Here is a 26,801-nt window from a genome sequence, read left to right on the forward strand (position 1 = left end):
CATGGCCCCTTCCGCAGGGGCAGAGTTCATCCAGGCACCTGCGGCAGGTGGGCCAGGGCCTCTTCCACCTTCTCCTTGGGATAGGCAAAGTCTGCGAGCTTCCCGGTGAGGTATTCGTCGTAGGCCTGGAGGTCAAAGTGGCCGTGGCCTGAGTGGGCCAGGAGGATGACCTTCTTCTCCCCCGTCTGCTTGCACTTCAGGGCCTCATCTATGACCACCCGGATGGCGTGGGCAGGCTCCGGTCCGGAGAGGATGCCCTCGGTCCGGGCGAAGGTCACCGCGGCCTCAAACACCGGGTTCTGGTGCACCGCCACGGCCTCCACCAGTTTCCGGTCGTAGAGGTAGCATATGATGGGGGCCATGCCGTGATACCTCAGGCCTCCCGCGTGGATGCGGGGCGGCATGAAGGTATGGCCCAGGGTGTACATCTTCACTATGGGGGCCAGGCCAGCAGTATCACCGTAGTCAAAGCGGTAAAGTCCGCGGGTGAGGCTGGGGCAGGCCTCAGGCTCCGCGCAGATTATCCGCGGGTTCCGCTTCCCCTGGAGCTTTTCCCTGACAAAGGGCAGGAACATCCCGGCGAAGTTACTCCCCCCGCCCACGCAGCCCACAATGATGTCGGGATACTCCCCCGCCTTCTCCATCTGGAGCATGGCCTCCTGCCCGATGATGGTCTGGTGGAGGAGGACATGGTTCACCACTGAGCCAATTGAGTACTTGGTGTCGTCGTGGGTGGCGGCGTCCTCTACCGCCTCGCTGATGGCGATACCCAGGCTCCCCGGGTTGTCCGGTTCCTGGGCCAGGATAGACCTTCCGGTGTTGGTATCCTGGCTGGGGCTGGGGACCACCTGGGCACCCCATGTCTCCATCAGGATGCGGCGGTAGGGTTTCTGGTGATAGCTCACCCTGACCATATAGACCTTGAGCTTCAGGCCCATAAACTGGCAGCCCATGGCCAGGGCACTGCCCCACTGTCCCGCTCCTGTCTCGGTGGCCAGGCGCTTAACGCCTTCAACCTTGTTGTAGTAGGCCTGGGCCACGGCGGTATTGAGCTTGTGGCTCCCCGCCGGGCTCACCCCCTCATACTTGTAGTAGATGTGGGCCGGGGTGCCCAGGGCCTTCTCCAGCCTGCGGGCCCGGATGAGGGGGGTGGGCCGCCATAGCTTGTAGACCCCCAGGACCTCATCGGGGATCTCAATGAGGCGCTCCTTGCTGAACTCCTGCTCGTCACAGGCTGCAGCAAAGAGGGGCGGGGGAAGCCTGGTGGGCTCCTTGGTCCCGGGGTGGAGCATGGGTGGCATGGGGGTGGGCAGGTCGGGGAGAACATTGTACCAGTGGCTGGGCATCTCCTTCTCAGTGAGGATAATCTTGGTTGCCTCCATGTTACCTCCTTTTCTTACCTATATTGCTGAGTCCAGTGCCTCTCTCAGGCCCCGGACGAATTCCCCCAGCTTTCCCAGGCCCGGGTCATCTTTGATAAGCTGGACTATCCGGCTGCCAACGATGACCCCGTCGGCCACACGGGCCACTCTCTTTGCCTGCTCCGGGCCGGCGATGCCGAATCCAACGGCCAGGGGGAGCGAGGTTTCCCTTCTCACCCGTTTCACAAAGGCTTCCAGCCCTTTGGGCAGGGCCTCCCGGGGGCCGGTGACCCCAGTGAGGGAGACCAGATAGATGAAGCCCCGGGACCTCCCCGCAACCAGCTTTATCCGGCTTTCCCCCGAGTTGGGGGCCAGGAGATAGACCAGGTCCAGGCCGTTTTTCTCACAGGCCCTCCCCAGGTCCACTCCCTCCTCGGGGGGGAGGTCGGGGACAATCAACCCATCCACTCCACTTTCGGCACAGGCCCGGCAGAAAGCAGAGAGGCCGAAGTGAAAGACGGGATTGTAGTAGGTCATGAAGACAAGGGGCAGGGCTACTTTCCTACTGAGCCGTGAAGCTATCTCCAGGGCCAGCCTCGGGTTCATCCCCCGGGAGAGGGCCTGAAGGCTCGCCTCCTGGATGGTAACGCCATCGGCAAGGGGGTCGGAGAAAGGGATGCCCAGCTCCACCATGTCCGCCCCCCACTCCTCCAGACGCGGTACCACCTCCAGCGCTGTCTCCGGGGAGGGATAGCCCAGGGTGATGTAGGGGATGAGGGCCTTGCGGGAGGCAAAGGCCCTTTCAATACGGCTCATGGTGTCCTGCCGTCGGATACCTCACCCCCTGGCCCCCTCTCCACAGCCTGCTACTCTTGCCCCGACGGCATGCCGCCCAGGGCCTCGGCCACGATGTGGATGTCCTTGTCCCCCCGGCCCGAGAGGCAGACAAGGATGAGCCTGTCCGGGGAGAGCCTTTTGGCTATCCGGCAGGCATGGAAGAGGGCGTGGGCGGGCTCCAGGGCGGGGAGGATGCCCTCGGTCCGGCAGAGGAGCTGGAAGGCATCCAGCGCCTGGGCATCGCCCACGGCCACATACTTCACCCTGCCAGTGTCCTTGAGATAGCTGTGCTCAGGCCCCACCCCCGGGTAGTCCAGGCCAGGGGCGATGGAATGGGTGGATGAGACCTGGCCGTATTCATCCTGGAGTAGATAGGAGCGCGCTCCGTGGAGGGTCCCCACCTCCCCCTTGACCAGGGAGGCGGCGTGCCCCCCGCTCCTCAGGCCCTTCCCCGCCGCCTCCACCCCGATGAGGTTCACATCGTTGTCCTCAAGAAAGGGATAGAAGATGCCGATGGAGTTGGAGCCACCCCCCACACAGGCCACGATGTAGTCCGGCAGGCGGCCGTATTCTTTCTGCACCTGCTCGCGGCTCTCGCGGCCGATGACGCTCTGGAAGTCCCGGACCATCGTGGGGTAGGGGTGGGGCCCCACCACCGAGCCCAGGAGATAGTAGGCCTCCTGGACATGGGTCACCCAGTAGCGGATGGCCTCGTTGATGGCATCCTTGAGGGTCTTTGTGCCCGAGGCCACAGGTCGCACCTCCGCCCCAAGGAGCCTCATTCGGAAGACGTTGGCCGACTGGCGTTCTATGTCGTCCTCGCCCATGAAGACGAGGCACTTCAGGCCCATCTGGGCGCAGACGGCGGCGGTGGCCACCCCGTGCTGGCCGGCCCCTGTCTCGGCCACCACCAGTCTCTTGCCCAGCCGCCGGGCCAGGAGCGCCTGGCCCAGGGCGTTGTTTATCTTATGGGCGCCGGTATGGCAGAGGTCCTCCCGCTTGAGGAGGATTCTGCCCCCTCCCAGCCTTTCGGTGAGGGAGCGGGCAAAATAGAGGGGCGTGGGCCGGCCTGCATAGTCCCGGAGCAGGCCCTCCAGCTCCTGCCAGAAGGCGGGTTCCCTACGGGCCCGCGAGTACTCCCGCTCCAGCTCCTGGAGTGCGGGGATAAGCGTTTCGGGGACATAGCGGCCCCCATAGGGGCCAAAATAGCCCCTCCGGTCAGGTAAGGACACCCTCAGCCTCCATTACTGCCTTGAAGAAGGCTTTGAGCTTCTCCGGGTCCTTCTTCCCGGGCCGGGCCTCCACCCCGCTGGAGACATCCACCCCGTAGGGCCTGACCAGCTCTATGGCCCGGCGTACATTCTCAGGGTTGAGGCCCCCGGACAGGATGATAGGCCCGTACTTCCTGGCCTGGAGGGCTATTTCCCAGTCAAAAGTCCGGCCCGAGCCCCCCGCCACACCCGGGACATAGCTGTCCAGCAGGTAGGCCGCCAGCTGGTAGCGGGGGAGCTGAGAAAGGACCCCGTCATCCCGCACCCGGAAGGCCTTGACGACACGCGGAGAAAGCTCCTGACAGTATTCCGGGCTTTCCTCGCCGTGGAGCTGGGCCAGGTCCAGGTGACACCCTGCCATCACCTCTCTTACCCGGGCCAGGGGGGCATCCACAAAGACCCCCACCTTGGTCACCAGGGGGGGAAGGCGGGAGATGATGCGGGATGCCGTTTCCGGGTCTATCTGCCGGGGGCTGGAGGCGAAGACAAAGCCCAGGGCATACGCCCCGGCCTCCAGGGCCACAAGGGCGTCCTCCAGGCTGGTGATGCCGCAGATCTTAACCCTGACCACAAAGCTCCCTGAGCTTTTTTTCAGGGTCGGGGGCCAGGACCAGGGCCTCCCCCACCAGGAAGGCCCTCACCCCCGATTTCTTCAGGACTTCAATGTCCTTTTGACTCTTGATCCCGCTCTCGCTCACCACCAGGACCCCCTTCGGTATAAGGGGCAGGAGCCTGAGGGTCGTATTTATGTCAACCAAGAAGGTGTCCAGGTCCCGGTTGTTTATCCCTATAAGCCGGGCCCCCGCATTGAGGGCTGTCCTTACCTCCTCCCTCCGGTGCATCTCCACCAGGGAGGCCATTCCCAGGTTGTGGGCAAGGGCCATCAGCTCCGCGAGTAATCTTTCCCCCAGGGCTCCCGCGATGAAAAGGACAGCATCCGCCCCGCTGCCCCTGGCCTGGTAGAGCTGGTAGGGGTCCAAAAAGAAGCCCTTGGCCAGCACCGGGAGGGGGGTGGCCTCCCGGGCCCTGGCCAGGTCCTCAAAGCTACCCTTAAAGAACTCCGGCTCGGTGATGACGGAGAGGGCGACCGCCCCCGCCTGCCAGTAGGACCGGGCCAGGAGTGCGGGGTCCAGATGAGAACACAGGTCCCCCCGGGAAGGTGAAGCCCTCTTGATTTCAGCGATGATGGCTGTGCCTCCCCCCTTCAAAGCGGCGGCAAAGTCGCGGGGCGGCGAGGCCTTGAGAGCCAGGGCCTCCAGTTCCTTCTGGGGAAGATGGCTCTTTGCCTCCGCCAGCCTCCGCCGGGTGGAGCGGAGGATATCCTCCAGAATCATTTCCCCAGCCCCTTGGTAAAAGCCACCAGCTCCTCCAGCTTCTTCCTGGCAGCCCCGCTGTCTACGGCCCAGGCTGCCAGGCCCAGGCTATGTCTGAGGTCGGGCGCCTTCCCCGCCGCGTATAGCACCGCCCCCGCGTTGAGCAGGACCACATCCCTTCTCGGCCCCTTTTCCCCCCCCAGCACCGCCAGGGTAATGCGGCAGTTCTCCTCCACACCCCCCCCAACTAAATCCTGAATGCGGGCCCGCGGCAGGCCCAGTTCCTGCGGGTCCTGGGTATAGGTCCTCACCCTGCCCCCCTCCAGCTCGCTAATCTGGTTCGGGCCGGTGGTGGAGAGCTCATCCAGGCCATCTCCGCTATTGACCACCAGGGCCCTGCGGGTGCCCAGTTGAGAGAGCACCTGGGCCAGGGGGGCAGTGAGCTCCGCGCTGAAGACCCCCAGGAGCTGAACGGAAGGGGAAGCAGGATTTACCAGAGGCCCCAGGATGTTGAAGATGGTGCGCACCCCAAGTTCCTTTCTCACCGGGGCAGCATATCTCATGGCGGGGTGGAAGTGAGGGGCAAAGAGGAAGCCTATCCCCACCTCCTCTATACAGCGGGCCACCTGCTGGGGGCCCAGGTCTATCTTCACCCCCAGTGCCTCCATGAGGTCCGCCGAGCCGCAGCGGGAGGACGCGGAGCGGTTGCCGTGCTTGGCCACCGGAAGGCCCGCCCCGGCCACTACCAGGGCGGCGGCGGTGGAGATGTTGAAGGTGTGGGCCCCGTCCCCGCCTGTCCCACAGGTATCCACAAGGCCCTCACGCCCCACCTCCACCCTGACGGCATGGGCCTTCATAGCCCGGGCGGAGCCGGCAATCTCCTCTACCGTCTCCCCCTTCATCCTGAGGGCGGTGAGGTAGCCCGCTATCTGCGCAGGGGTGGCCTCCCCGTGCATAATCTCCCCCATCACCCCCTCCGCCTCCTCCGCGCTGAGGGACTGCCTTTCTACCAGGCGGGCAATGGCGTCCTTTATCATATGCCGGCCTCCGCCATCTCCACCGCTCTGGCCAGGGCCTCCATCTTCTTCATGCTCTCGTCATACTCCCCTTCAGGGCGGGAGTCGGCCACAATGCCTGCCCCTCCCTGGAGGTAGACCGTATCGCCCTTTTTCACGATGGTGCGGATGGTGATACAGGTATCCATACTGCCGTCAAAGCCGAAATAGCCCACCGCCCCGCCGTAGGGGCCCCGGCGGGTCCCTTCCATCTCGGTGATTATCTCCATGGCCCTTATTTTGGGGGCCCCGGTAAGGGTCCCGGCGGGGAAGCAGGAGCGGAGTAGGCTGAAGGCATCCTCCCCCTCCCTCAGCTCCCCCTGGACCGAGGAGACTATGTGGATAACATGGGAATACTTCTCCAGGCCCATATAGAGGGGCACCCCCACCGTGCCGAAGCGGCAGACCCGCCCCAGGTCATTGCGTCCCAGGTCCACCAGCATCACATGCTCCGCCCTCTCCTTGTGGTCGGCGAGGAGCTCCCGTCCCGTGGCCTCGTCCTCCTCGAGGGTCCTGCCCCTGGGCCGGGTGCCGGCGATGGGACGGGTCTCCGCCTGTACGCCCTCCAGCCTTGCCAGCATCTCCGGAGAAGAGCCGATGAGCTGAAAGGGGCCGAAGTCCATGTAGAACATGTAAGGGGAGGGGTTGAGCCTTCTCAAGGCCCGGTAGATGGCGAAGGGATGGGCCTGTGTCTGACGCCTCAGCCTGTGGGAGAGGACCACCTGGAAAACGTCCCCGGCGAGGATATACTCCTTGGCCCTCCTCACCCTCTCCATGTACTCCTGAGGGGTAACATCGGATTTCAGGCCACCCCCTTTCCCCAAGGAGGGGAGCCCTTCCGGGAGCAGTGGTGAGGCCAGGGCCTCCATCACCTCCTCTATCTTCTCCACCCCCTCCTGGTGGGAGTGACAGCAGGAGAGGACCTTCATCTGCTGCTTCACATGGTCAAAGATGACCAGGGTATCCACGAACATGAAGACGGCATCGGGGAGGCCCAGCTCGTCCCGGGGGCAGGGAGGGAGGTCCTCAAAATAGCGGACCGTGTCATACCCCAGGTAGCCCACCGCCCCGCCCATGAACCGGGGCATCCCCGCTACCCTCACTACCTGGTGGCCCTGGAGAAGGTCCCTGAGGAGGTGGAGGGGGTCAAAGCTCGCGGAAAGGGACACCTTCTCCACCTGCGCCCCCCTGCGGACCACCGCCTCCTCCCCCCTCACCTCCAGGACCAGAGATGGGGCATTTCCGATAAAGGAGTAGCGGCCCACCTGCTCCCCCTTTTCCACACTCTCCAGGAGGAAGGAGGGGGCCTGGCGGCAGAGCTTGAGGAAAACGGAGACGGGCGTCTCCAGGTCTGCCCGCAGCTCCCGGAAAACCGGGAAGAGGCGGCCATCATAGGCCTTCTGAAAAGTGGCCAGGTCCGGTATGTACATCAAGACCCCTCAAAAACTAAAGCCCCACGCCCGAAGGGGCGAGGGGCTCTCGCGGTGCCACCCTTCATTCTACTCTTCTCGGGTACCTCAGGATACCCTGGGCCTTTAACGGTGCCCCTCCGGCAAGGCCTACTCAGTCTCCCTTTCGGTTTGCGGCTCCCCGGTCCATTCAGCCCCCGCCCTGGCGCCGGCTCACACCTTCCCCGGCTCTCTGGGCCAGGGCCCCTGGGGCCTACTAGTCCGGTTCCCAGCCTTTACGATATTGACTTGTCCGCATCTTAAAGCCTGGCCTCCCCTTTGTCAAGTTTCTCCCTAGGACAGGCTGACACGGTTGGGGTATAATATGGCCTCAAGAGACACCAGAAGATAGCTCATTAGGAGGCCGACGTGCTAGATGACCTGGCTTTGGAAGCTGCCAACCTGAAGCAACATCTGGAGCGGATGAAGGCTGAAATTCAGGAAGAGACGCTTGACCGCTTCAAGGTTGGTGGTATCTTGTCGGACATTTTTCTTTCGTATGAAAAGATGAAGGTTTCCTTGGTCCTGGCGTGGGACTCTTATATCCGAAGCCTCCCAAGCCAGGACTTACTGGCTGTGTTCGTAGGCATCTTGGGCAACGCCCTGGGCCGCGACCCCCTGGACGCTGACCTCACCGCCAGGCTCCACAAGATTACTGATGCCCGCTACTACATTGCTAAGCCAGAGCATTACAACGACCGAGCAATGAAGAGAGTTCTGCGCGACCTGATAGATGCCACCGATAGATGGCTGGTGGTCCTGGACAAGGCGATTCCTCGGCCCCGGTCCGAGCCCCCGGCTCAGGAGCAGGCCCCCGGACCCGGATAAAGCTGGCCTGTAGCCAGGGGGCATATAGCCCTAGCGCAGGCGGATGAGGGTGGTATCCCGGCCGAAGATGAGGGCCAGGAGCCAGTCCAGCAGGACTCGGGTGCGCACATAAACGCTGGGGACCAGCAACAGGTAGCTCACCAGCCACAGAAAGCGGGCGGGCAGGCCAAAGAGGCGAAGGCCCAGGAGTTCCATCCCCGCCCCCCGACTGCCCAGGGAGACCGTCTCTGCCATCCAGGGGACAGGGCAGGGGCGCTTCCTGCCCCCGAAGAGGTCGGCCAGGATATTACGCGCCACAACCCGGGGCTGGCGGACGGCGATGTGGGCCCGGGTGGGGAGGGGAGAACCTGTGGCCGGGTTAATAAAAGAGGCATTATCCCCCAGGGCATAGACACCGGGGAAACCCGGCACCTCCAGGTAGCGGTTGACCTTCACCCGCCCCAGAGAGTCTTTCTCCACAGGCAGGGCCTCCACCACCGGGCTGGCCCGGACCCCCGCCGTCCACACCAGGGTGCGGGTGGATATTATCTCCTCGCCATTTATCTCCACAGCCCCAGGCAGGACCCGGGTGACCTTTGAGCCCAGCCAGACTTCAATCCCCTTCTTCCTCAGCACCTGGAGGGCGTAGGCAGCCAGGCTGGGATGCATGTCCTCCAGAAGGCGGTCCTGGTTCTGGACAAGAAGGAGACGGACCTTCTTCGGGTCCACCCTGGGGTAATTTTTCAGGAGAAAACGGAAGATGAAGTCCCTCATCTCGGCGATGAACTGGACCCCGGTGGCCCCACCCCCGGCCACGGCAAAGGTCAAGAGTCCCCCCCCTCCCGGATTAGCATCCGCCTCCTCAAAAAGGGAGATGAGATGGTTCCTGATGACCATGCCGTCGTTGAGAGTCTTGAGGGTGAAGACATGGGGGGCGGTGGCGGGGAGCTGGCGGGTATCGGTAACGCTCCCCAGGGCCAGAACCAGGTAGTCATATGGCAAAAGCCCCCGGTCGGTGCGGACCATCTTCTTCTCCAGGTCCACGGCCTCCACCTCCGCCCGGATGAAGGAGAAACGTCTCTTGCCCCGCAGGCTGCGGATGGGGTAGGCGATGTGACGGGTCTCAATGCCCCCCGTAGCTACCTCATGGAGAAGTGGGGTGAAGAGGAAAAAGTTCTCCCGGCTCACCAGAGTAATGTCCACGGGCTGTTTTCCCAAGGCCCCTTCCAGGTGGAGGGCAGTATATACCCCACCGAAGCCTCCCCCCAGGATGAGGACCCGGCAAGGGCCCAGCCTTCTCCCCCGGAGCTTCTCCCTCAAGGCCTGAAGGCTGAGACGGGGGATAAAGGAGGGCCTCAAGGTGGTCCCCAGGATTTCCCTGTAGCTATAGCTCCCGGTGAACATCCCCCACATCACCCGGTGGTAGGGCCTGGGACCGGGGCGGGGGCTCCCCTCCCCCACCAGCCGGGCGTGGGCCATGAAAAAGCTACGGGAGTCCTTGAGCCGGGAGTGGAGGGAGAAAAGGAGACGGCCATAGCTATTGTCCCGCTGGATGGCCTGGATGAAAGGCAGGTAGTGCCGGGCAAAGGCCCAGGCCGTGGTGCCATAGTGGACGGCAGTATGGGCCGCCTGGCGAGCGGTGAGGAGGGCAGAGCCGATACCGTCTTTGTAGAGCCGGGTGGCGGCGGCATCCCCTACCGCCACAAAGCCTTCCCCCACCGGGTTACGGGCCAGGCCCACCGAGATAAGGGGGCGGCAACCGCAGGCCTGCTCATAGGGGAAGGGCAGGGCCTCCTTCACCAGAGGGTGCGAGAGGAACTCCTTCACCGAGGGGGGGCCCTTCCTGCCCAGGAGGGAGACATTGATGAAGGGGCCCTTGGGGACGAGGGTGCCGAAGACCAGGTCGGAGTGGGGGAAGAGAAAGACCCTCACCCTGCCCTCAAAGGCTTCCTGGACATCCTCCTTTCGGGCCCGCAGCTCATCCTGGGCCATGCGATGGGTTCGGGGGGGCTGGTAGGCCAGTCCTTCCCCGGAGAGGGGCAAAGAGTTAACCCCGGTGGCCAGGACCACCAGGTCATATTCTACCCACTCCCCTAACACCTCCGCTGCCGGGCGGGGATGAAGGCGCAGGGCCCCAACCCGATAGGGCAACACCCAGGCACCCCAGCTTTTCGCCACCCCCAGGAGATAGCTATCAAAGCTGACACTGGGATGGAGGGGAAAGCGCAGGGGCCCCGAACCCCGATAGACACTGTATATCTCCCCCCCCGGAGAAGGGGTTTGAATCTCCATGTAATCATAGGGGCTTTGAAGGGCATAGGTAGAAATGCGGGCCTGGATAACCTCCGGGGGGACCTCCAGGCCCAGTTCCCCAATATTCCGCAGGAGGGAGAGGGAGAGGATGCCGGCACAGCGGTTGCACCCCCTGGGCCCGGCCAGGCCGAAGTCCCGGGGCTCATAAATATGGACCTCCGGGGTCAGGCCCCGCTCCCGGGCAAAGTGGATGAGGTAGAGGGCGAAGAAGCTCCCCGCCGGCCCCCCACCGATAACCGCCACCCGAGAAAGCTGACCGGCCATGCGAACAATTCAAGTTTAGGGCTTCCCAGGCCTCGCCACAAGTCGCCTAGAGGCGCTGGACAGTGCCGGCCTTTATCTGGTAGATGATGGCACGGGAGAGAAGGTCCGGGGGCAGGCGGTCAAGGTCGGTGGTGGTGATGAAGACCTGCTGGTAGGAGACCAGGGCCTGGAGGAGCCGCCCCCGGCGGGGGGCATCCAGCTCCGAGAAGACATCATCCAGGAGGAGGACCGGGCTCTCCCCCCGCTTCTGCCACAGAAGGCCCCCCTCCCCCAGCCTCAGGGAAAGGGCAATGGTGCGCTGCTGGCCCCGGGAGGCGAAGGCCCCCGCCTCCACCCCACCCACCTCCAGGAGGATGTCGTCCCGGTGGGGTCCCACCAGGGTCATCCCCGCCCCTATCTCCCTCCCCCGGCCCTCCTCCAGGGCCCGGGCAAAGGCGCCCTCGTCCACAAAAGGCTGGTATCTGATGCTCAGGTCTTCCTCGGCAAGGGCGCGGTGGGCCTCCTGGGCACGGGGCGAGAGGGCGTCCACCAGCCGGCGGCGGGCCTGGATGATGAAACTCCCCGAGGCCACCAACTCCCTGTCCCAGAAGACAAGTTCACCCTCCCCCGCCTTCCCTTCTCCCGTAAGGCGTAGGAGGTGGTTGCGCTGGGCCAGCACCTTCTGGTAGCGCCGGAGGGAAACGAGATAGCGGCCCTCCATCTGAGAGCCCAGGATGTCCAGGAAGCGCCGTCGGAGGGCCGGAGCCCCCCCCACAAGGTCGATGTCCTCCGGAGAGAAGAGGGCCTGGGCCAGAAGTCCCACCGAGGCACTGGCCGACCGGGGCACCCCGTTCACCCGAAGGCGCTTCTTCACTCCAGAGGGGGAGGTCTCCTGGATGACCATCTCCAGGAGAAGGCGTCCCTGGGAGGTTCGCGCCTCGGCCGTGAGCCTGGCCCAGTGCTCCTGGGCCCCCAGGGAGATGAGCTCCCGTTCGTTTTCCGCCCGGTGGCTGCGGATGGTGGCCAGGAGATAAGGGGCCTCCAGGAGATTGGTCTTCCCCTGGGCATTGTCCCCCTGAAATACCAGGACCCCCTGGGGCAGGTCCAGCTCCAGGGCCCGGTAGTTGCGGAACTGGCTCAGGCTAAGATGGGTGATGACCAATCTTCTCCAAGGATAGCAGGTATAAAGGATATGTTCCAGAGGCCAGGTACTCCTCGGCTCTTGCCTCGGCAAGTTTGTACAGCCAGCGGCTACCCCATAAGCTCTTGTCCTTTGACCCTGGCTCCCCGTTCGCCCTGGTTAAGAAGACCAGCGCCCGCGTCTACCTCGATGTGACGCACCTGTCCTGTGAAGACCTCCACCGCGTCTATAAGGCTGTTACAGCATGCAGGGAAGCTCTCGGGATTTCTCGGGGCAAGGGCAGGCCTAAGAGCAAGGATCTCACAAAGGCCATGCGGGCTGCCTTTATGGTGGATGAGATGGGGATGAGCCACGTCCAAGTAGGGGAAAAACCGGGATTCCCCGTGTACCGCGACGCGATAAGGTCGGCTTCGCCCCTGGTCAAAGGTGGAGGGTGTGGACTTCGTCCGGGGCACCGTCGCCATAACGCACCTGAAGGCCCGGATGAGGCTCCACCGCCTGAAATGCGGTGCCGGGCTGGGCAGGTGTGAGCTCAACAGAGTCGAGTTCGCCTACATCAAGTCCCAGCTTCAGCAGTCCCCTTCACTCAGGCGCAGATTGGATTTCCGCCCTTCGGCGAGAAGGCTGTCCCAGGACCACATCCGGGCCGTGGCGACGCACGGTCTCTCAGGCGCTGGGAGGGGGGTTTCAGCTTCGGCTGCGAGAGACAAGCGGTGTGGCTTGATGAAAGACACCAGGGCGGGCTGAGGCCTGGGCCATCAGGTGGGAAATCGCCGCATCGAGGCGACGGATGGCAATAAAGCCCGGGACGTGGGACCAGGGGTTCCTCCTGTGGCATAGGGCACAGGCATGGCTAGGAGCCGGGCTCAAACAGCGGGTCAGGATCGATTCGCAGGCAACGCTTCTTGTTTCAAGATGATGCTTGACACCACACAGTCTTGGCTCTTGGCTGAAGTGGACAGAATGGTTTGCTGTTCTGGAGAAGCCTAGTTGTTCATTTCTCTGCGTTTACTGCTGCGCCTCCGAGCTGCTCTTCCTGTCGGCGATATTGACAACTGGCGCACAGGTCTTCGTTAGAAGATACCAGGCAGCATGTCCCCTCCTCTTTCCAGCAGAGTCTTGAACAGCCAGCATATTTAGAGCGGTGCATGCAAACTGGACAATCGTCTATGTGCCAACAGGGATAAAGCTGAAGAAAGTGGGAGATGGCTGGTAACTTCAGCCCTTTCTTCTGCAACCTCTGAATGAACTGCAATCGCTTCAGGTCGTTATCAGAATAGAACCGTTTGCCCTTTCTCCTCTGTGGCCGAATTATCCCGTGCCTTTCCCATACGCGGAGGGTCTCCCGATGCGCGTTCAGCAACTCTGAAACTATACCTATCGGATAAACCGGCCGATTCTGCATGACCTCAAACTCTTCTCAATTATTGTAAAGAGACAATCTCAATTTGTCAATTGAAGTATCCGCGAGGCTCGAACAGGCCGTGCGGGGTACGAAGTCAGCCCCTGAGCGGCAACTGGCTAGGAGAGGGGGTAGGAGTGGACCTCGCAGTATCGTCTCCCTCCTCTGCGGGAATTCCATATTCAAGCATCAGTACATTTGCCAGCCTGCCAAAAGCCTCGCTGGGATGGGGGGCGGAGGCGGCTTGTCCGGCCCAAAGTGCTCAATGAGATACTCCCATAGGAGGTCCTGTTCCGCCCGCCTGCTGCCTACCCACGGGGTCGTCGCCCATCCCACGAAGCCCGTGTCGTGGCGGGCGCGGGCACTCTCCCAGCTACTCCGGTCCTTCGCCGGCCCCGTCAGGATAAATAGCTGTACGCCGTGACAGGAGGTGCATATCAAGAACAGGTCATCCCGCCCGGGGCCCGGCGGAAAGACCTGGGCGATATAAGCCTTCGCCTCTTCCTCAGGGCTTTGGGCCGGAGCCGGGGTAAGAGTTGAAACAGGGGTAGGAGTCGGCGTCCGGGTAGGTGTAGCTGTTGGGATAGGCGTGGGGGTTGGACTGGCAGTAGGTGCTGGCCTTGGGGTTGGGGTTGGGGTTTTGGCCCCCTTGCCACAGGCAGCCAGCAGCATCCCGCTGGTAAGCACCGCAACTAGAAACCACCGCCAATTCACTCTTAGACCTCCGTGTCAAGCATCAAATGTAACTTTGCCAACCTGCCAAAAGCCTCTGTGGCGGGGGCGGGGGAGGCGGCTTGTCGGGCCCAAAGTGCTGGATGAGATACTCCCATATGGGGTCATATTCCGCCTGCCTGCCAAGCGACTGGGCCCCCTGCAGGCCGCCCGTGTCGTGGCGGTAACGGGTCATCTCCCACGCACTCCGGTCCTTCAGCGGTCCCGCCAGGATAATTACCTGTATCCCGTGACAGACGGTGCACTTCAGGAACGCATCATCCCGCCCGGGGCCAGGCGGAAAGACCCCGGCAAGATAGTCACGAACCTCCTGGTCAGAGCCTTGGGTAGGAGCAGTGGTAGGCGAAGCTGTCCCAGCGGGGGAAGGGGAAGGCTCCGCCACGGGCGAGGGACTAGGAGAAGGCCTCACGACGGGGGCTGGGCTGGCAGTTGGGGCCTTCACGCCTTTCGGACTGCATGCCCCCACCAGGACCCCGCTGGCGAGCCCTGCAGCCAGAAACCATCTCCACCACACTCCACTCCCCCCTTTAGCCCAATACTCTTCTTCTGGTTCTTCCTGCTCCGGCACCCCTGGAGCTGGCTCAGGTATCCGCCCTTCCATCGAGCAAACGGGGACCCCCATCACCCTCTTCGGCTTCACCGACTCCACGTCCTCCCGTATCCCCTTTGATGCGTTTCACTACCATCATAGCTTGGTATCGCCCGCATGTCAATATCCCGTGTTAGGTCAGCTAAAAGGTATTATTCAGCCATCCCTTCAAGCCTTCTCTTTTACCGGTGTAGACCGTCAGCGGGGAGTGTTGCCGAACTCGACCTAGGGTGTGATAGGTGATATGACTAAGCGGTGGCTACCGCCGGGGCCAAGGCGAATGATCACCTTCTAGGCGAGATGCTCCGGCACCATAGTAGGCTCAGTGGACTACTGGTGAGAGAAGTAGGGCTGATGCCAAGTATGGCACCATAGCCAATTATGTGTTTCTTCACCATGCTGGCATGGCAGCCTTTATTCCACTATTGTCATAGGGCTTGTTTCCTGTGAGCTTTCTGGAGCTGTCTTGGAGATTGCAGGAGAAGCGGAGGCTATGTCTGGTCCCGGGCGATGGGGGAAGCAGGCTAGTTTCTATTCAAAACCTTCCAGGAATGCTTTTACATTCTTGCCCAGGACCTGCTGGTTGTAGCCCCCTTCCAGGACGGCAAACCTCTTGCCCCCCGAGTTTCTCTCGGCAGCCTCTTTAAGCAGCCTGCCAATTGTTGTGAAATCTTCAGTTTCCAATACTCCTGCTCCGCCCTCTTCCTTTGCCCCATCAAAGCCGGCCGATACGGCCAAGATATCGTAATCAGTTTTCCCTTTGAGAAAGTCTTCCAGGCTTTCCAGTTGTTGAGTTCTATCCTCTAACTCACTTGGCAAATCATAGAAGGTAACCCTTCCATCATCGCGAAATATGGCTTCTGTCCCATCTCCAGGATGCACATCAAAGTCCACAATCAAGGCCCTCTCTATTTTCTTCTCATCAAGCAGTTTCGCGACCGCAATGGCGATATTATTGAGGTAGCAATGGCCATAAGAGGAATCAGCACTGGCATGACTGCCTGGTGGCCTGATCAGAGCAAAAGTGACCTGTCCCTGCACCGCTAGCTCGGCAGCCAAGATTGCTCCCCCGGCTGCCAGGGGAGCAATCCTATAAAGCTCGCCCGTAAAGGGAGAAGCACCTCCAGCCGCACCGTGTGCGAGAACCTCGCCAGGGTCCAGAAAAGTGCGACCAATAAGCGACTGTGTATGAACTGCTCTAATATCTTCTTCTTTGGCTGGTTCGGGTTTAACGAATTCATAGAAGCCTTGAAGTTCCTGCAAGATGGCTTGAATTCGCCCTGCCTCGGCAGCCGGGTCGAAAGAATAGACCAGCAGATAATCTGGGTGAAAAATTACCTTGATTCCGGTTGCTGAAGGTGTCAAACCACCGGAGGCCCCGGCCTTTGGTGTCGGGGCAGGGGCTGCCTTTGCACTACAGGCGGCGGGCAAACTCAGGGCCAGCATCAAGGCCATTGCCCACAATAATCTATTCATAACTATACTTCGTTGATAAGCCAGCGGATGTTGTCCCATCCTCCTCCAGGAGGTGGGTGGTATCCGTGTAGATGACGGTGATATCCCCCCCTTTGTCGCCCATGAACACCCTTACCTCCCTCTGGTGGCCCCCAGCAGCATCATAGCTCAGTATCGCCCGTGTGTCAATACCTTGTGCCAGGTTAGTTAAAAAGTATTCTTGAGCACACCCCTTGCTTTCGTTGTCACGGAGAGATATAATGTAATCGGTGGACAAAGATGGTGGCGTCTATCATCGGGCGGGAACGCCTTGGCCCAGGAGGCCGCACATGAAGAGTCTAGCGAAGTGGGCAGGTTTCACCTCTATTGGCCTGCTCTTTCTGCTCCTGATTTACTCAGTTGTTCACACGGGTGCTCCAACGAGCCCTTCGAGCCCTCCCGGGCTTGCCGAAGCCGAAGTGCCCGCGCCGGTTCCAGGAGACGAAGCGCCTACGCCGGTTATATCTGACGTTTCTGAACGGCGCTCCTTTATGTATCCAGAGGGCGTAACTACATCGGCTGGTGGCGCAATTTGGATTACCGCTACCAATAATGAAGTTGTCAGGTTGCGCTCAGATAACCCTGACGTAGAGCTAAGGTTCGGCTCTCAGGGCTCGGGTGATGGCCAGTTCAACAGCCCGTTTGGCATTGTCGTTGATTCTTCGGGCGATGTCTACGTTGCAGACACTTCCAATCATCGCATCCAGAAGTTCACCAGTTCAGGGGGGTTCATCACCAAGTGGGGCTCTCCAGGTTCCGGTGACGGTGAGGGCCAGCCCGCCTACCCGTGGAGCATCGCGGTTGACCCATCGGGCAATGTCTATGTTGCCGACGTTTTCAGTCATCAAATTCAGAAGTTGACCAGTTCGATGGAGCCCATCACCAAGTGGGGCTCTTTGGGTTCTGGTGACGGCGAGCTCAACGATCCGCGTGCCGTCGCGGTTGATTCTTCGGGCAACGTCTACATCGCGGATAGTTCCAATAATCGCATCCAGAAGTTCACCAGTTCAGGGGAGTTCATCACCAAATGGGGCTCCGCGGGTTCCGGTAGTGGCCAGTTCAACCTTCCAGCGGGTTTGGCGGTTGATTCTTCGGGCAATGTGTATGTTGCCGATACTTTCAACAATCGCATCCAGAAGTTCACCAGTTCAGGGGAGTTCATCACCAAGTGGGGTTCTAGGGGTTCTGGTGACGGCGAGCTCAACGGTCCGCGTGGCATGGCGGTTGATTCTTCGGGCAATATCTACGCTACGGATACTTCCAATAATCGCATACAGAAGTTCACCAGTTCAGGGGAGTTCATCACCAAGTGGGGCTCTACGGGTTCTGGTGACGGCCAGTTCATAGGCCCGTTCGGCGTTGCAGTTGATTCCTCCGACAATATCTATGTTGCCGAGGTGAGCAATAATCGCATTCAGAAGTTCACCAGTTCAGGGGGGTTCATCACCAAGTGGGGCTCTCCGGGTTCCAGTGACGGCCAGTTCAGGGGCGCAACGGGCGTGGCGGTTGATGCCTCCGGCAATGTCTATGTTGCCGACTATTTGAATAATCGCATCCAGAAGTTCACCAGTTCAGGGGGGTTCATCACCAAGCGGGGTTCTTATGGCAGCAGGGAGGGCGAGCTCAACCACCCAATGGGCTTGGCGGTTGATGCCTCAGGCAATGTCTATGTTGCCGATAGGGAGAATCATCGCATACAGAAGTTCACCAGTTCAGGGGAGTTCATCGCCAAGTGGGGTTCTATGGGTGAGGGTGACGGCGAGTTCAACCATCCAATGGGCGTTGCGGTTGATGCCTCCGGCAATGTCTATGTTGCCGATAGCTGCAATAATCGCATCCAGAAGTTCACCAGTTCAGGGGGGTTCATCGCCATCTGGGGCTCCACGGGTTTTGATTACGCCCAGTTCCTGAATCCACGGGGCGTGGCGATTGATGCCTCCGGCAATGTCTATGTTGCCGATTGGGAAAATAGGCGCGTCCAGGAGTTCACCAGTTCAGGGGTGTTCATCACCCAGTGGGGCACCCCGTTCACTATTAGCGAACTCTATAGCCTAGGTCTAATCCAGTAACATGAGCTCGGCGGGCGTCGCACGGGCGAAAAAGGAGAGTGAAATGCGCCGGACACTATTGCGAACTGCGTTTACATTGGCCTTGTTCCTCTCGATGGTGACGTGTGGAGCACCCCAAGCTACCCCAACCCCTGCTGTGTCACCTGCGCCAACCCCCACTTCTGCACCCGGACCAATCACAGTTCCTAAAGCTGTCGCAATCCCCGTAAGCGTCGTCTGGGCCCGCCAGTTCGGCACACCGGATGAAGACCGCGCCCAGGGCGTGGCGCTGGACAGCGCACGGAACATCTACATCGCGGGCGATACCCTTGGTAGCCTGCCAGGCCAGACCTCAGCGGGGAGCTGGGATACCTTCGTGCGCAAGTATGACCCCAATGGCAAGGAGATATGGACCCGCCAGTTCGGCACACCGGATGAAGACCGCGCCCAGGGCGTGGCGCTGGACAGCGCAGGGAACTTCTACATTGTGGGCGAGACAGGTGGGAGCCTGCCGGGGCAGGCATCGGCAGGCAAGTCGGACGCCTTTGTGCGCAAGTATGACCCCAATGGCAAGGAGATATGGACCCGCCAGTTCGGCACATCCGATGTAGACACGGCCGCGGGTGTGGCGGTGGACAGCGCAGGGAACATCTACATCGTGGGCGAGACAGGTGGGAGCCTGCCGGGGCAGGCATCGGCAGGCAAGTCGGACGCCTTCGTGCGCAAGTATGACCCCAATGGCAAGGAGATATGGACCCGCCAGTTCGGCACATCCGATGTGGACACGGCCGCGGGTGTGGCGGTGGACAGCACAGGGAACTTCTACATTGTGGGCGATACCCTTGGTAGCCTGCCAGGCCAGACCTCAGCGGGCAGCTACGACGCCTTCGTGCGCAAGTATGACCCCAATGGCAAGGAGATATGGACCCGCCAGTTCGGCACACCGCTCCCCGATGTAGACACGGCCACGGGTGTAGCGGTGGACAGCACAGGGAACGTCTACATCGCGGGCACTGTGTATGGGAGCCTGCCCCGGCAGGCCGCGTTGGGCATGTGGGATGCCTTTGTGCGCAAGTATGACCCTGATGGCAAGGAGATATGGACCCGCCAGTTCGGCAGCTCGGTCACGGATAATGCCCGGGGCGTGGCGCTGGACAGCGCAGGGAACATCTACATCGCGGGCGATACAAATGGGACCCTGCGGGGGCAGGCCTCGGCGGGGAAAACGGACGCTATTCTGCTTCTGGCAGGAACGAGTCCTGCTCCGAGTGTGCCTCTGGATCCTTCGGACACAACAGCGCCTGTGGTTACCTGGGTCGGGTATTTCGGACGCGAATGGGAAACTGCAAGCATTGCTTGGAAGACCAACGAGCCAACTATCGGCCGAGTAGAATATTGCATATGGAATGGCCCGACCCCCGAATATGAGATGATTACTGATTGGACTGAGGAGCCAGATACCACCGGCGCTGTTACCCTGACAGAGCTTGAATGGTGGGTCACGTATCAGTACAGAGTGAGGGTGAAAGACGCTGGAGGAAACGAAGCAGTATCCGAAAATAAGAGTTTCTACACTTACATCCACGGATTCGTGAACCCCTAGCAGGGTGTTGAAAAAGTCCGACTTCTGTTCGCTCCAGCTTTGGCCGACTGAGGAGCGCTGAATTTGGCTGCTGAGAGGGGCTCCCAACCCCAGCAGTGGGTTGGGAGCCCCTTGCTGTTGGGGGTCGGGGGCCCCCTTTTTGAGCCTCTAGGATTCGCCCTTGATGTTGACGTAGGTAGCTGGCTTGTCAGCGAAGCCGCAGGAGCGCGTAGAGCAGCAGGGTCAGGGATACCCCTGCCACACCGGCCATCAGGTCATTGAAAGACGAGGACCGATAGGGGAGGAGCTTCTGGGCAGCCTCTGAGGACACTGCCAGGAAAAGCCCGAATATCAGCCCGAACAGGATTCGCATTCTCATGGGTTTAAGGAAGTCGGCGCTATAGGCTGCCACGAGGCCGGTAATCCCAAAAAGACCAAAATGGGCAACCTTATCCCAGTGGCTGAAGGCTCCAGCGGTGGGCAAGCCAACATCTCCGACAGGGCCAAGGAGCAGCCCGAGAAGGAAGAGAGTCCACAGGCCAAGGAGGACCATCTTTCGTTTCATGAGGGCCTGACTTCTGGCCGGGGGTAGAGGCCGGACTTTTCCACCAGAGTGGGGACTGCTTCCTCCTCCCAGCCCACCGCCATGATGTGGATTCCGTGGACGCCGGGGACCTGCCTTAGCTGCTCTATGTCCTCCAGGGCAATCTCTATCCCCTCCTCCTTGGCGACCTTGGCCCCCTTCATCCGCTCCACAACCTGGTCGGGCACAAAGCACCCAGGGACGGAGCTCTGCATATATCGGGCCATACCTGCCGAACGGAGGGGGATGATGCCCGCCAGGATATGGACCTGTTTGTCCAGGCCCCTCTCCCGGACCATCTCCATAAACCGGGCGAACTTGGGTATATTGTAGACCGCCTGGGTCTGGATGAACTGGGCCCCCGCCTTCACCTTTTTGGCCAGGCGGACCGCCCTGAACTCAAAGGGGTCGGCGAAGGGGTTCTCCGCCGCCCCGATGAATATGGGCACCTCCCCCGAGATGTCATCGCCGCAGAGGAACTTTTTCTCGTCCCGCATCTTCTTGAGGGCAGCGATGAGCTGGATGGAGTCCAGGTCAAAGACATTCTTGGCCGTGGGGTGGTTGCCGAACATCTGGTGGTCCCCGCTAAGGCAGAGGAAGTTGCGGATGCCCAGGGCTATGGCCCCCAGGACATCGCTCTGGATGGCGATGCGGTTCCTGTCCCGGCAGACAATCTGCATAACCGTCTCCACTCCCACCTGGCGGAGGAGGGCACACCCCGCCAGGCTGGAGAGGCGGACGATGGCGGTCTGGTTATCGGTGACATTCAGGGCATCGCAGTAGTCCTTTAGGCGGGTGCCCTTCCTGGTGACCAGGACGGGGTCGGTCCCCTTGGGCGGGCCCACCTCAGAGGTGACGGCGAATTGCCCCGCCTCCAGCACCCGTTGGAGCCTGCTTACAGGTTCCATCCTATTTCTCCTTCAGTTGCAGGTCCTGCCGGACGAAGCTCCGGGGGCCCAGGGCTTCGTTGGACTTCCAGTCCCGGACAGGTATCAGCTCCTCCAGGCTGGCCAGCTGGCCCAAGCGGGCCAGCCTATCGTATATCATCTGCCAGATGCAGGGGATGTCGGGGGAAATTTCACAGTGGCCCTCGCAGGAGCCGCCGCAGGGGCCATTGAAGAGGTGCTTGGCACAGCGGGCGATGGGGCAGAGACCGCCGGTGAGGTGGATGATGCAGTCCCCGCAGGCCACGCACCTTTCAGCGAAGACCCCCAGCTCCCGGGGGAGGCCCAGGAACATGGTATCATTGCCGGGGAGAACCGGCTTCTCGGGGAACATCTCGGCCACAAAATTCATCCCCACGCCGCAGGCCAGAGAGAGGACCGCGTCATGGCCCTGGATTAGCTCCCGGGCCTCCTCCACAAATTCCCTCTCGCACTGCCGCTTCACCACAAATTCCCCGAGCTCTTTTTGCTGACCGTTGAGCCGGCTTTGCAGGCGGAGGGTGGAGGCCAGGGTGGCCACCTCCTTTTCTCCCCCAGCCAGGCAGATTGCAGAGCAAGTATTGCAGCCCAGTACCAGGACCCGGGAGAAGGGGGCAACCATCGGGGCGATATCCTTCATGGGCTTCTGACGGGCCTTTATCATGCGGCCTCCTTGGCAGATGGTGCCAGGAACTCCGACAGGTGGGCAAACTCTTGCGGAGCAAGCTGCAGGAGCCTCACGACCCCCTCACCCAGCCCCGCCCCCTGGAGGAGCCTGTTGGCAGTCTCTACCCGGCACTGGGCCCAGCGGAGGGTCCGCTGGTAGGGGCAGTCGGCATCAGCACAGCCAATCAGCGTTATCCGTTCCGCCCCCAACTCTGCCGCCTGAAGGAGGTGCCTAACATCAATCTTTCCCAGGCAGGGCACAGGTACCATGCCGGAGGTATCAGCGCCCTGGAGGAAGACGGTGTCATAGCTGCAAAAGAAGACCGTTTCTTTTCTTCCCCCCTTCATGGCTGCCCGGACCCTCCGGGGGATGTCCTCCACCCCTGGCATGCGGAAGGCGATGGCCCCGGCAGGGCACTCACTGACACAGATACCGCAGGCCTGGCACTGGTCCACCCGTATATCCACCTTGCCTGCTGCCCGGACCACGGGGACCCCGTAGGGGCAGACCCGCACGCAGGTGAGGCAGGCGACGCACTTCTCCTCCCGGAGCTCGGCACCATTGCCGCAGTTCAAACAGCGGCGGCCCTCCCGGGCCCCAACCTGAGGGCTATAGCCCAGGTCCACCAGCTCAAAGGAGGTTATCCTCCGCCCCCCTTCTGAGAGGGGCAAGGGGTGTCTTTCTACCCTCTCTATGTCTTCCACCACCTCCGGGGCCAGAGCGCCCAGGGCTGAAGGCTCCTGGAAGGTGAATTTATCCCCGCGGAGGTAGGCATCCACGGCCAGGGCAGCCCGGCGGCCGTGGGCCATGGCCCGCACAGCCGAGCCGGGCCCCAGCACGGTCTCGCCGCAGGCAAAGACACCCTCCCTGCCGGTGGCCATGGTCTGGGGGTCAAAGACGAGCTGCCCTCTATCGTTCAGAGGGATGCCCAGCTTGGGCAGCATACCGATATCTGGGGCCTGGCCGATGGCCAGGATGATGATGTCCCCCTCCATCAGGGTGCAGCGGTCTTCGTAGAAGGAAGGGTTGAACCTCCCATGCTCATCAAAGACCGCCTTCACGGCCATGCAGTTTATCACTGCCACCTTGCCGTTGCGGCGGATAATCTCCTTGGGACCCCAAGAGCAATTGATTTCGATGCCCTCCTCCTGGGCCTCGGCTATCTCCCAGGGAGAGGCGGGCATCTCATGCGCAGCTTCCAGGCAGACCATGATGACGGTCTTGGCCCCTGCCCGCAGGGCGCTGCGGGCGGCATCCACGGCCACATTCCCCCCCCCGATGACAATGACCTTTTTCCCGGGGGGCAGGCGGTGGCCCTCAAGGTTTACGGCTCTGAGGAAGGGCAGAGCCAAGAGCACCCCTTCCCCCTCCTCCCCCGGGATGCGCAGCTTGCGGCTCAGGGGAAGGCCCAGGCTGAGGACGACGGCCCGGAAGCCCTGGTGCTTCAACTGCTCCAGTGTAATATCCCGGCCCAGGGCCTTGTCGGTCTGGATATCCACCCCCAGGGCCCGGATGGCCTCTATATCTCTCTTCACCAGCTCCCGTGGCAGGCGGTAGAGTGGGACGAAGTAGGCCATCGCTCCCCCTGGCATGGCCTCCCGCTCAAAGATGGTGACGGGGTAGCCCATGCGGGCCAGGTCATGGCCGGCAGTGAGGCCCGCCGGGCCCGCGCCAATGACCGCGACCTTCTCCGGGTGAGAGGGGGTGGGGGCGGGGACTGCCCCCGGCCTGCCCTGCTCCATAGCCACCCTCTTGAGGGCCCGGATAGACAGGGGCTGGTCCGCCTGCCCCCGGCGGCACTTCTCCTCGCAGGGGTGGGCGCAGATGGTAGCGCAGACAAAGGGCAGGGGATTGGTCTCCAGGACTATCTCCGCCGCCCGGTCGAAGTCCCCGGTGGCAACAGCTGCCAGGTAACCTCGAGCGTCCTGGTGGACGGGACAGGCATTCTGGCAGGGGGGCTGGACCATCGGCCTCATCAGAGGGCCGGCTCCAGGACAACAATCTCCTGGGCCGGGGGGAGCTGGTCTGCCTTGAGCTCTACCTCGCTCCCATTCACCTGCCGCACCCGAGGCTTGCCCTGAAGGAAAGGCTCTACCCCGGCAATGGACCAGCCGAGCCTGGGCGTCTTGTAGTGCATGGGGATGACCACCCCTGGGCCTAGCTGGTCCACCACCCCGCTGGCCCCTTTGGCATCCATGGTATAGAAACCCCCCACCGGGATAAAGAGGACGTCCACTTTTCCTATCTGTTTGGCCTCGGCATCGGTGAGGGGGCGGCCCAGGTCCCCCAGGTGGCACACCCGCAACTCGTCCAGGGTGAAGCAGAAGACGGTATTTTCCCCCCGCTCCCGCCCCCCTTTCTCGTCGTGGTGGGTGGGGAGGCCCATGAACTCAATGCCTTTGGCCTCTTTCGTGCCCGGCCCCTTCACTGCCTCCGCCCCGGCCACTGCTTTGGCGTTGTTGTGGTCAAGGTGGTCGTGGGTAATGATGACCACATCGGCCGATTCCTTTATTGGGCCGTAGAAGAGTCCCCCCATAGCGCCATAGGGGTCGGTGATGACCCTGGGGCCCTTCTCCGAGGTAATAAGAAAGCAGGCATGTCCCAGCCACTTGACCTTCAAACCTTTTCTCCTTTCTTTTCCAGCTACGGGGCCATGGCGTTCAACCTGGGGGCATCCACCTCAGGCCCTGGGGCTCATGGGTAGACCTGGTGGCCCCGGTCGTCCAGGAGGATGATAGCATTCTGGGTACAGCCCTTGGCGGCCCGCAGCAGGGTGTGGTCATCGGCGTTGAGGGGGTCCATCACCACGGCCCTGCCCTCCTTATCCAGTTCAAAGACCTCGGGGACCACCCCGATGCAGTTGGCGAGCCCGGTACACCGCTCCCGCAGGACGATAATCTTCATTCTGCTATTGTATTCCCGGCTCCCGGCCCACACAATTCCCCCTGGTGGAGAATATCATCTGGCTCCTTATGCGGCGTCCTGGATACCACAAAGTCAAGGGTTAGCTGCTTTCATGTCTTTGCGCTCTCCCTGGGCAGGGCGGTGATGGCACCGCCCGGCGGCCCCCGCCTTGAGAAGCCCTATCGCTTCGTGAGGGGGCGACCTTTTGCGTCTTTCAAGCTATTGGTGGCAATCAGAATAAGGTCAATCAACCACCAGACCCAGCCGGCAATACCGAGGGTTACCACAGCGATGAAAAGCTTCAGAATGCCAAGCCCCACATAGCCCAGATAGAATCGGTCAACAGCGATGTACCCCAAGAAGATGGAAAGCAGCAGGGCCGTTAGCCAGTCCTTCTCTCCAGCTGCCGGCCCAAGGCGCGTGCCACACTTAACGCAGACTTCGGCCTTCAGGTCGGTTTCGGCCCCGCAGTTCTGGCAGAATCTGTCTCCCCTTGGGGGCCTGACACCGCAGGCAACACAGAGTTCCGCCTGTACGGGTATCTCTTTTCCGCAGTTTCGACAGTACATATCTCCTCCTTAGCCTGCTTGCCCTCCGCTGATGCCCAGGGCCAAGTTTACCACGGTGCGTACACCCACACCAGTGCCCCCCTTTACCTGGTAGCCCCGGTCCCTCTCCGCCCTTGAGGGGCCAGCGATGTCCAGGTGGACCCAGGGGGTCTCCCCGGCGAACTCCTGGAGGAAGAGGGCGGCGGTGATGGCCCCACCCCAGCGGCCCCCGGTGTTCTTGATATCGGCCACGTCGCTCTTGTTCTGCTCTTTGTATTCCTCATCGATGGGCATGGGCCAGTGGCGTTCCCCCGCCTCCTTCCCAGCCTTGACTACCTTGTCCAGCAGCTCCTGGTTGTTGGAGAAGGCCCCGGAATAGAAGTCCCCCAGGGCCACATGGCAGGAGCCGGTGAGGGTGGCCAGGTCCACCAGCGGCTTCAGGCCCAGCTTATTGGCATAGGCCAGGGCGTCGGCCAGGATGAGCCGGCCCTCGGCGTCGGTGGAGATGACCTCAACGGTCTTCTGGCCAAAGATGCGGATGATGTCCCCCGGCTTCATGGCGGAACCGCTGGGGAGGTTTTCGGTGGCGGGGATGAGGGCGGTGACATTGATGGGGGGCTTGAGCTGGGCGATAGCCCCCATGGCGGCGATGACCGCCGCCCCCCCGGCCATGTCGCCCTTCATCTCCGCCATCCCCTCCGAGGGCTTGATGGAGATGCCCCCGGAGTCAAAGGTAATCGCCTTACCCACCAGGCCCAGGGCTGGTTCTGACGGGGGACCCCCTTTGTATTCCAGGATGATGAGCTTGGGGGGCTGGCTGGACCCCTGGGCCACCCCCAGGATGCCCCCCATGCCCAGGGCCTCCATCTCTGCCCTCTCCAGCACCCGGAAGCCGAGGCCCCGGGCCTCGGCCACCTTCCTGGCGGCCTCGGCCATGGCGGAGGGGGTGAGGAAATTGGCGGGCTGATTGACCATGTCCCGGGCCTGATTGGTGGCCTCGGCCAGAATCCGCCCAGTCCGCACCCCTTCTTCCAGTTGGGGGAGCCTCTTTTCATCCCTCTCCACCAGGAGGAGCTCCTTCATCTCCCTGCCCTCAGGCTTTGTCTGGTGCTGGGTGAAGGTGTAAAGGCCCAAGATGGCCCCTTCGGCCACAGCCTGGGCGGCCTGGCGGGGCTCCATGCCTCCTATTCCAGCCCCAAAGGTGATGGTGGCCGCCCTCGCCACCCCGGTCCTTCTCAATGCCCGGAGGCCCTCGGCCACGCAGCCCCTGGCCCGGTCCAGGTTGAAAGCCTCTTTCTTGCCCAACCCCACCACCGCTACCCTTTTGGGGGGGATTTTGCCCAGGGTATGGATGAGGGTTACCTCGCCCAGCTTGCCCTTGACCTCCCCTTCCTGGATGAGCTGGGTGATGGCACCGCCCAGGGCTTGGTCCACCGACCCTGTGGCCCCGGAGGGCTTATCCACCCCCTCAAACAGGTTCACCAGGACGGCGTCCACAGCCACCTGGGTGATATCGCCGGAGACCACCTTGATTTCCATG

The 26,801-nt window shown here is 61.8% G+C and carries 24 protein-coding genes; 4 read left to right on the top strand and 20 right to left on the bottom strand.

Features of this window, described 5'->3' with window-relative positions; translation table 11 throughout:
- Window positions 1–26: 26 nt before the first annotated feature.
- The 7 genes from KJ624_01780 to trpE are packed head-to-tail and all read right to left on the bottom strand — an operon-like array spanning window position 27 to window position 7,267.
- Window positions 27–1,382 carry a TrpB-like pyridoxal phosphate-dependent enzyme gene (locus tag KJ624_01780; GenBank protein MBU2008573.1) on the bottom strand — a complete coding sequence of 452 codons (1,356 nt, stop codon included), beginning with the start codon at window positions 1,380–1,382 and terminating at the stop codon, window positions 27–29.
- Between the two features lie 18 nt (window positions 1,383–1,400).
- A complete protein-coding gene (trpA, locus tag KJ624_01785) occupies window positions 1,401–2,177 on the bottom strand; it encodes a tryptophan synthase subunit alpha (GenBank protein MBU2008574.1) in 777 nt (258 codons plus the stop codon).
- 50 nt (window positions 2,178–2,227) lie between these two features.
- Window positions 2,228–3,430 (bottom strand): tryptophan synthase subunit beta, encoded by a 1,203-nt coding sequence (gene trpB, locus KJ624_01790; protein MBU2008575.1) that lies wholly within the window; start codon window positions 3,428–3,430, stop codon window positions 2,228–2,230.
- Window positions 3,417–4,040: a phosphoribosylanthranilate isomerase gene (locus tag KJ624_01795; protein MBU2008576.1), complete on the bottom strand. Its 624-nt coding sequence runs from the start codon at window positions 4,038–4,040 to the stop codon at window positions 3,417–3,419. Before KJ624_01795 ends, trpB begins: the two co-directional genes overlap by 14 nt.
- A complete protein-coding gene (gene trpC, locus KJ624_01800) occupies window positions 4,027–4,803 on the bottom strand; it encodes an indole-3-glycerol phosphate synthase TrpC (GenBank protein MBU2008577.1) in 777 nt (258 codons plus the stop codon). The genes KJ624_01795 and trpC overlap by 14 nt, the downstream gene beginning before the upstream one ends.
- Entirely contained in the window at window positions 4,800–5,819 is a 1,020-nt protein-coding gene (gene trpD / locus KJ624_01805; GenBank protein MBU2008578.1) for an anthranilate phosphoribosyltransferase, read from the bottom strand. The genes trpC and trpD overlap by 4 nt, the downstream gene beginning before the upstream one ends.
- Entirely contained in the window at window positions 5,816–7,267 is a 1,452-nt protein-coding gene (gene trpE, locus KJ624_01810; GenBank protein MBU2008579.1) for an anthranilate synthase component I, read from the bottom strand. The genes trpD and trpE overlap by 4 nt, the downstream gene beginning before the upstream one ends.
- Before the next feature lie 387 nt (window positions 7,268–7,654).
- On the opposite strand from trpE, the gene KJ624_01815 reads away from it, so the two are divergent.
- Entirely contained in the window at window positions 7,655–8,113 is a 459-nt protein-coding gene (locus KJ624_01815; protein ID MBU2008580.1) for a hypothetical protein, read from the top strand.
- Between the two features lie 30 nt (window positions 8,114–8,143).
- Here KJ624_01815 and KJ624_01820 read toward each other — a convergent pair whose 3' ends face one another.
- Together KJ624_01820 and recF are read right to left on the bottom strand one after the other, a co-directional pair.
- Window positions 8,144–10,669 (bottom strand): FAD-dependent oxidoreductase, encoded by a 2,526-nt coding sequence (locus tag KJ624_01820; protein MBU2008581.1) that lies wholly within the window; start codon window positions 10,667–10,669, stop codon window positions 8,144–8,146.
- Window positions 10,670–10,715: 46 nt separating this feature from the next.
- Complete coding sequence (recF, locus tag KJ624_01825) at window positions 10,716–11,810, bottom strand: DNA replication/repair protein RecF (GenBank protein ID MBU2008582.1); 1,095 nt, start codon at window positions 11,808–11,810, stop codon at window positions 10,716–10,718.
- A 414-nt stretch (window positions 11,811–12,224) separates the two neighbouring features.
- On the opposite strand from recF, the gene KJ624_01830 reads away from it, so the two are divergent.
- Window positions 12,225–12,536, top strand: a complete 312-nt coding sequence (locus tag KJ624_01830) for a hypothetical protein (GenBank protein ID MBU2008583.1) — start codon at window positions 12,225–12,227, stop codon at window positions 12,534–12,536.
- Window positions 12,537–12,783: 247 nt separating this feature from the next.
- Here the strand turns inward: KJ624_01830 and KJ624_01835 are convergent, their stop codons facing one another.
- The 3 genes from KJ624_01835 to KJ624_01845 form a co-directional block, all read right to left on the bottom strand.
- The gene (locus tag KJ624_01835) at window positions 12,784–13,194 is read right to left on the bottom strand and encodes a MerR family transcriptional regulator (GenBank protein ID MBU2008584.1); all 411 of its coding nucleotides are present in this window, start codon (window positions 13,192–13,194) and stop codon (window positions 12,784–12,786) included.
- A 502-nt stretch (window positions 13,195–13,696) separates the two neighbouring features.
- Window positions 13,697–13,894 (bottom strand): hypothetical protein, encoded by a 198-nt coding sequence (locus tag KJ624_01840; protein ID MBU2008585.1) that lies wholly within the window; start codon window positions 13,892–13,894, stop codon window positions 13,697–13,699.
- A 1,149-nt stretch (window positions 13,895–15,043) separates the two neighbouring features.
- Window positions 15,044–15,856: a histone deacetylase family protein gene (locus KJ624_01845; protein MBU2008586.1), complete on the bottom strand. Its 813-nt coding sequence runs from the start codon at window positions 15,854–15,856 to the stop codon at window positions 15,044–15,046.
- Between the two features lie 440 nt (window positions 15,857–16,296).
- Here KJ624_01845 and KJ624_01850 point away from each other — a divergent pair, with 440 nt between their 5' ends.
- Window positions 16,297–18,075 (top strand): SMP-30/gluconolactonase/LRE family protein, encoded by a 1,779-nt coding sequence (locus tag KJ624_01850; GenBank protein MBU2008587.1) that lies wholly within the window; start codon window positions 16,297–16,299, stop codon window positions 18,073–18,075.
- Between the two features lie 136 nt (window positions 18,076–18,211).
- Window positions 18,212–19,657 (top strand): NHL repeat-containing protein, encoded by a 1,446-nt coding sequence (locus KJ624_01855; GenBank protein ID MBU2008588.1) that lies wholly within the window; start codon window positions 18,212–18,214, stop codon window positions 19,655–19,657.
- A 187-nt stretch (window positions 19,658–19,844) separates the two neighbouring features.
- Here the strand turns inward: KJ624_01855 and KJ624_01860 are convergent, their stop codons facing one another.
- The 8 genes from KJ624_01860 to KJ624_01895 all read right to left on the bottom strand — a co-directional run bounded on the left by KJ624_01860 (window position 19,845) and on the right by KJ624_01895 (window position 26,800).
- On the bottom strand, window positions 19,845–20,201 hold the full coding sequence (locus KJ624_01860; GenBank protein ID MBU2008589.1) for a VanZ family protein: 357 nt from the start codon (window positions 20,199–20,201) through the stop codon (window positions 19,845–19,847).
- Window positions 20,198–21,127 (bottom strand): methylenetetrahydrofolate reductase, encoded by a 930-nt coding sequence (locus KJ624_01865; protein MBU2008590.1) that lies wholly within the window; start codon window positions 21,125–21,127, stop codon window positions 20,198–20,200. The genes KJ624_01860 and KJ624_01865 overlap by 4 nt, the downstream gene beginning before the upstream one ends.
- Before the next feature lies 1 nt (window position 21,128).
- Window positions 21,129–21,806, bottom strand: coding sequence for a methylenetetrahydrofolate reductase C-terminal domain-containing protein (locus KJ624_01870; GenBank protein MBU2008591.1), 678 nt, complete (start codon window positions 21,804–21,806; stop codon window positions 21,129–21,131).
- Complete coding sequence (locus KJ624_01875) at window positions 21,803–23,776, bottom strand: FAD-dependent oxidoreductase (protein ID MBU2008592.1); 1,974 nt, start codon at window positions 23,774–23,776, stop codon at window positions 21,803–21,805. Before KJ624_01875 ends, KJ624_01870 begins: the two co-directional genes overlap by 4 nt.
- Before the next feature lie 8 nt (window positions 23,777–23,784).
- Complete coding sequence (locus tag KJ624_01880; protein ID MBU2008593.1) at window positions 23,785–24,429, bottom strand: MBL fold metallo-hydrolase; 645 nt, start codon at window positions 24,427–24,429, stop codon at window positions 23,785–23,787.
- A 74-nt stretch (window positions 24,430–24,503) separates the two neighbouring features.
- Window positions 24,504–24,746, bottom strand: a complete 243-nt coding sequence (locus KJ624_01885) for a ferredoxin (GenBank protein ID MBU2008594.1) — start codon at window positions 24,744–24,746, stop codon at window positions 24,504–24,506.
- Between the two features lie 146 nt (window positions 24,747–24,892).
- Entirely contained in the window at window positions 24,893–25,282 is a 390-nt protein-coding gene (locus KJ624_01890; protein ID MBU2008595.1) for a TM2 domain-containing protein, read from the bottom strand.
- Window positions 25,283–25,291: 9 nt separating this feature from the next.
- A complete protein-coding gene (locus KJ624_01895; protein MBU2008596.1) occupies window positions 25,292–26,800 on the bottom strand; it encodes a leucyl aminopeptidase in 1,509 nt (502 codons plus the stop codon).
- Window position 26,801: the final 1 nt, after the last annotated feature.

It is taken from the genome of Chloroflexota bacterium (assembly GCA_018825785.1).
Taxonomy (GTDB): Bacteria; Chloroflexota; Dehalococcoidia; order JACVQG01; family JAHKAY01; genus JAHKAY01.

Bases quoted from the DNA above. Each gene is read 5' to 3' on its own strand.
- KJ624_01780 (MBU2008573.1), bottom strand. From the start codon at position 1,382: ATGGAGGCAACCAAGATTATCCTCACTGAGAAGGAGATGCCCAGCCAC.
- trpA (MBU2008574.1), bottom strand. From the start codon at position 2,177: ATGAGCCGTATTGAAAGGGCCTTTGCCTCCCGCAAGGCCCTCATCCCC.
- trpC (MBU2008577.1), bottom strand. From the start codon at position 4,803: ATGATTCTGGAGGATATCCTCCGCTCCACCCGGCGGAGGCTGGCGGAG.
- trpD (MBU2008578.1), bottom strand. From the start codon at position 5,819: ATGATAAAGGACGCCATTGCCCGCCTGGTAGAAAGGCAGTCCCTCAGC.
- trpE (MBU2008579.1), bottom strand. From the start codon at position 7,267: ATGTACATACCGGACCTGGCCACTTTTCAGAAGGCCTATGATGGCCGC.
- KJ624_01820 (MBU2008581.1), bottom strand. From the start codon at position 10,669: ATGGCCGGTCAGCTTTCTCGGGTGGCGGTTATCGGTGGGGGGCCGGCG.
- KJ624_01835 (MBU2008584.1), bottom strand. From the start codon at position 13,194: ATGCAGAATCGGCCGGTTTATCCGATAGGTATAGTTTCAGAGTTGCTG.
- KJ624_01850 (MBU2008587.1), top strand. From the start codon at position 16,297: ATGAAGAGTCTAGCGAAGTGGGCAGGTTTCACCTCTATTGGCCTGCTC.
- KJ624_01860 (MBU2008589.1), bottom strand. From the start codon at position 20,201: ATGAAACGAAAGATGGTCCTCCTTGGCCTGTGGACTCTCTTCCTTCTC.
- KJ624_01865 (MBU2008590.1), bottom strand. From the start codon at position 21,127: ATGGAACCTGTAAGCAGGCTCCAACGGGTGCTGGAGGCGGGGCAATTC.
- KJ624_01870 (MBU2008591.1), bottom strand. From the start codon at position 21,806: ATGATAAAGGCCCGTCAGAAGCCCATGAAGGATATCGCCCCGATGGTT.
- KJ624_01875 (MBU2008592.1), bottom strand. From the start codon at position 23,776: ATGGTCCAGCCCCCCTGCCAGAATGCCTGTCCCGTCCACCAGGACGCT.
- KJ624_01890 (MBU2008595.1), bottom strand. From the start codon at position 25,282: ATGTACTGTCGAAACTGCGGAAAAGAGATACCCGTACAGGCGGAACTC.
- KJ624_01895 (MBU2008596.1), bottom strand. From the start codon at position 26,800: ATGGAAATCAAGGTGGTCTCCGGCGATATCACCCAGGTGGCTGTGGAC.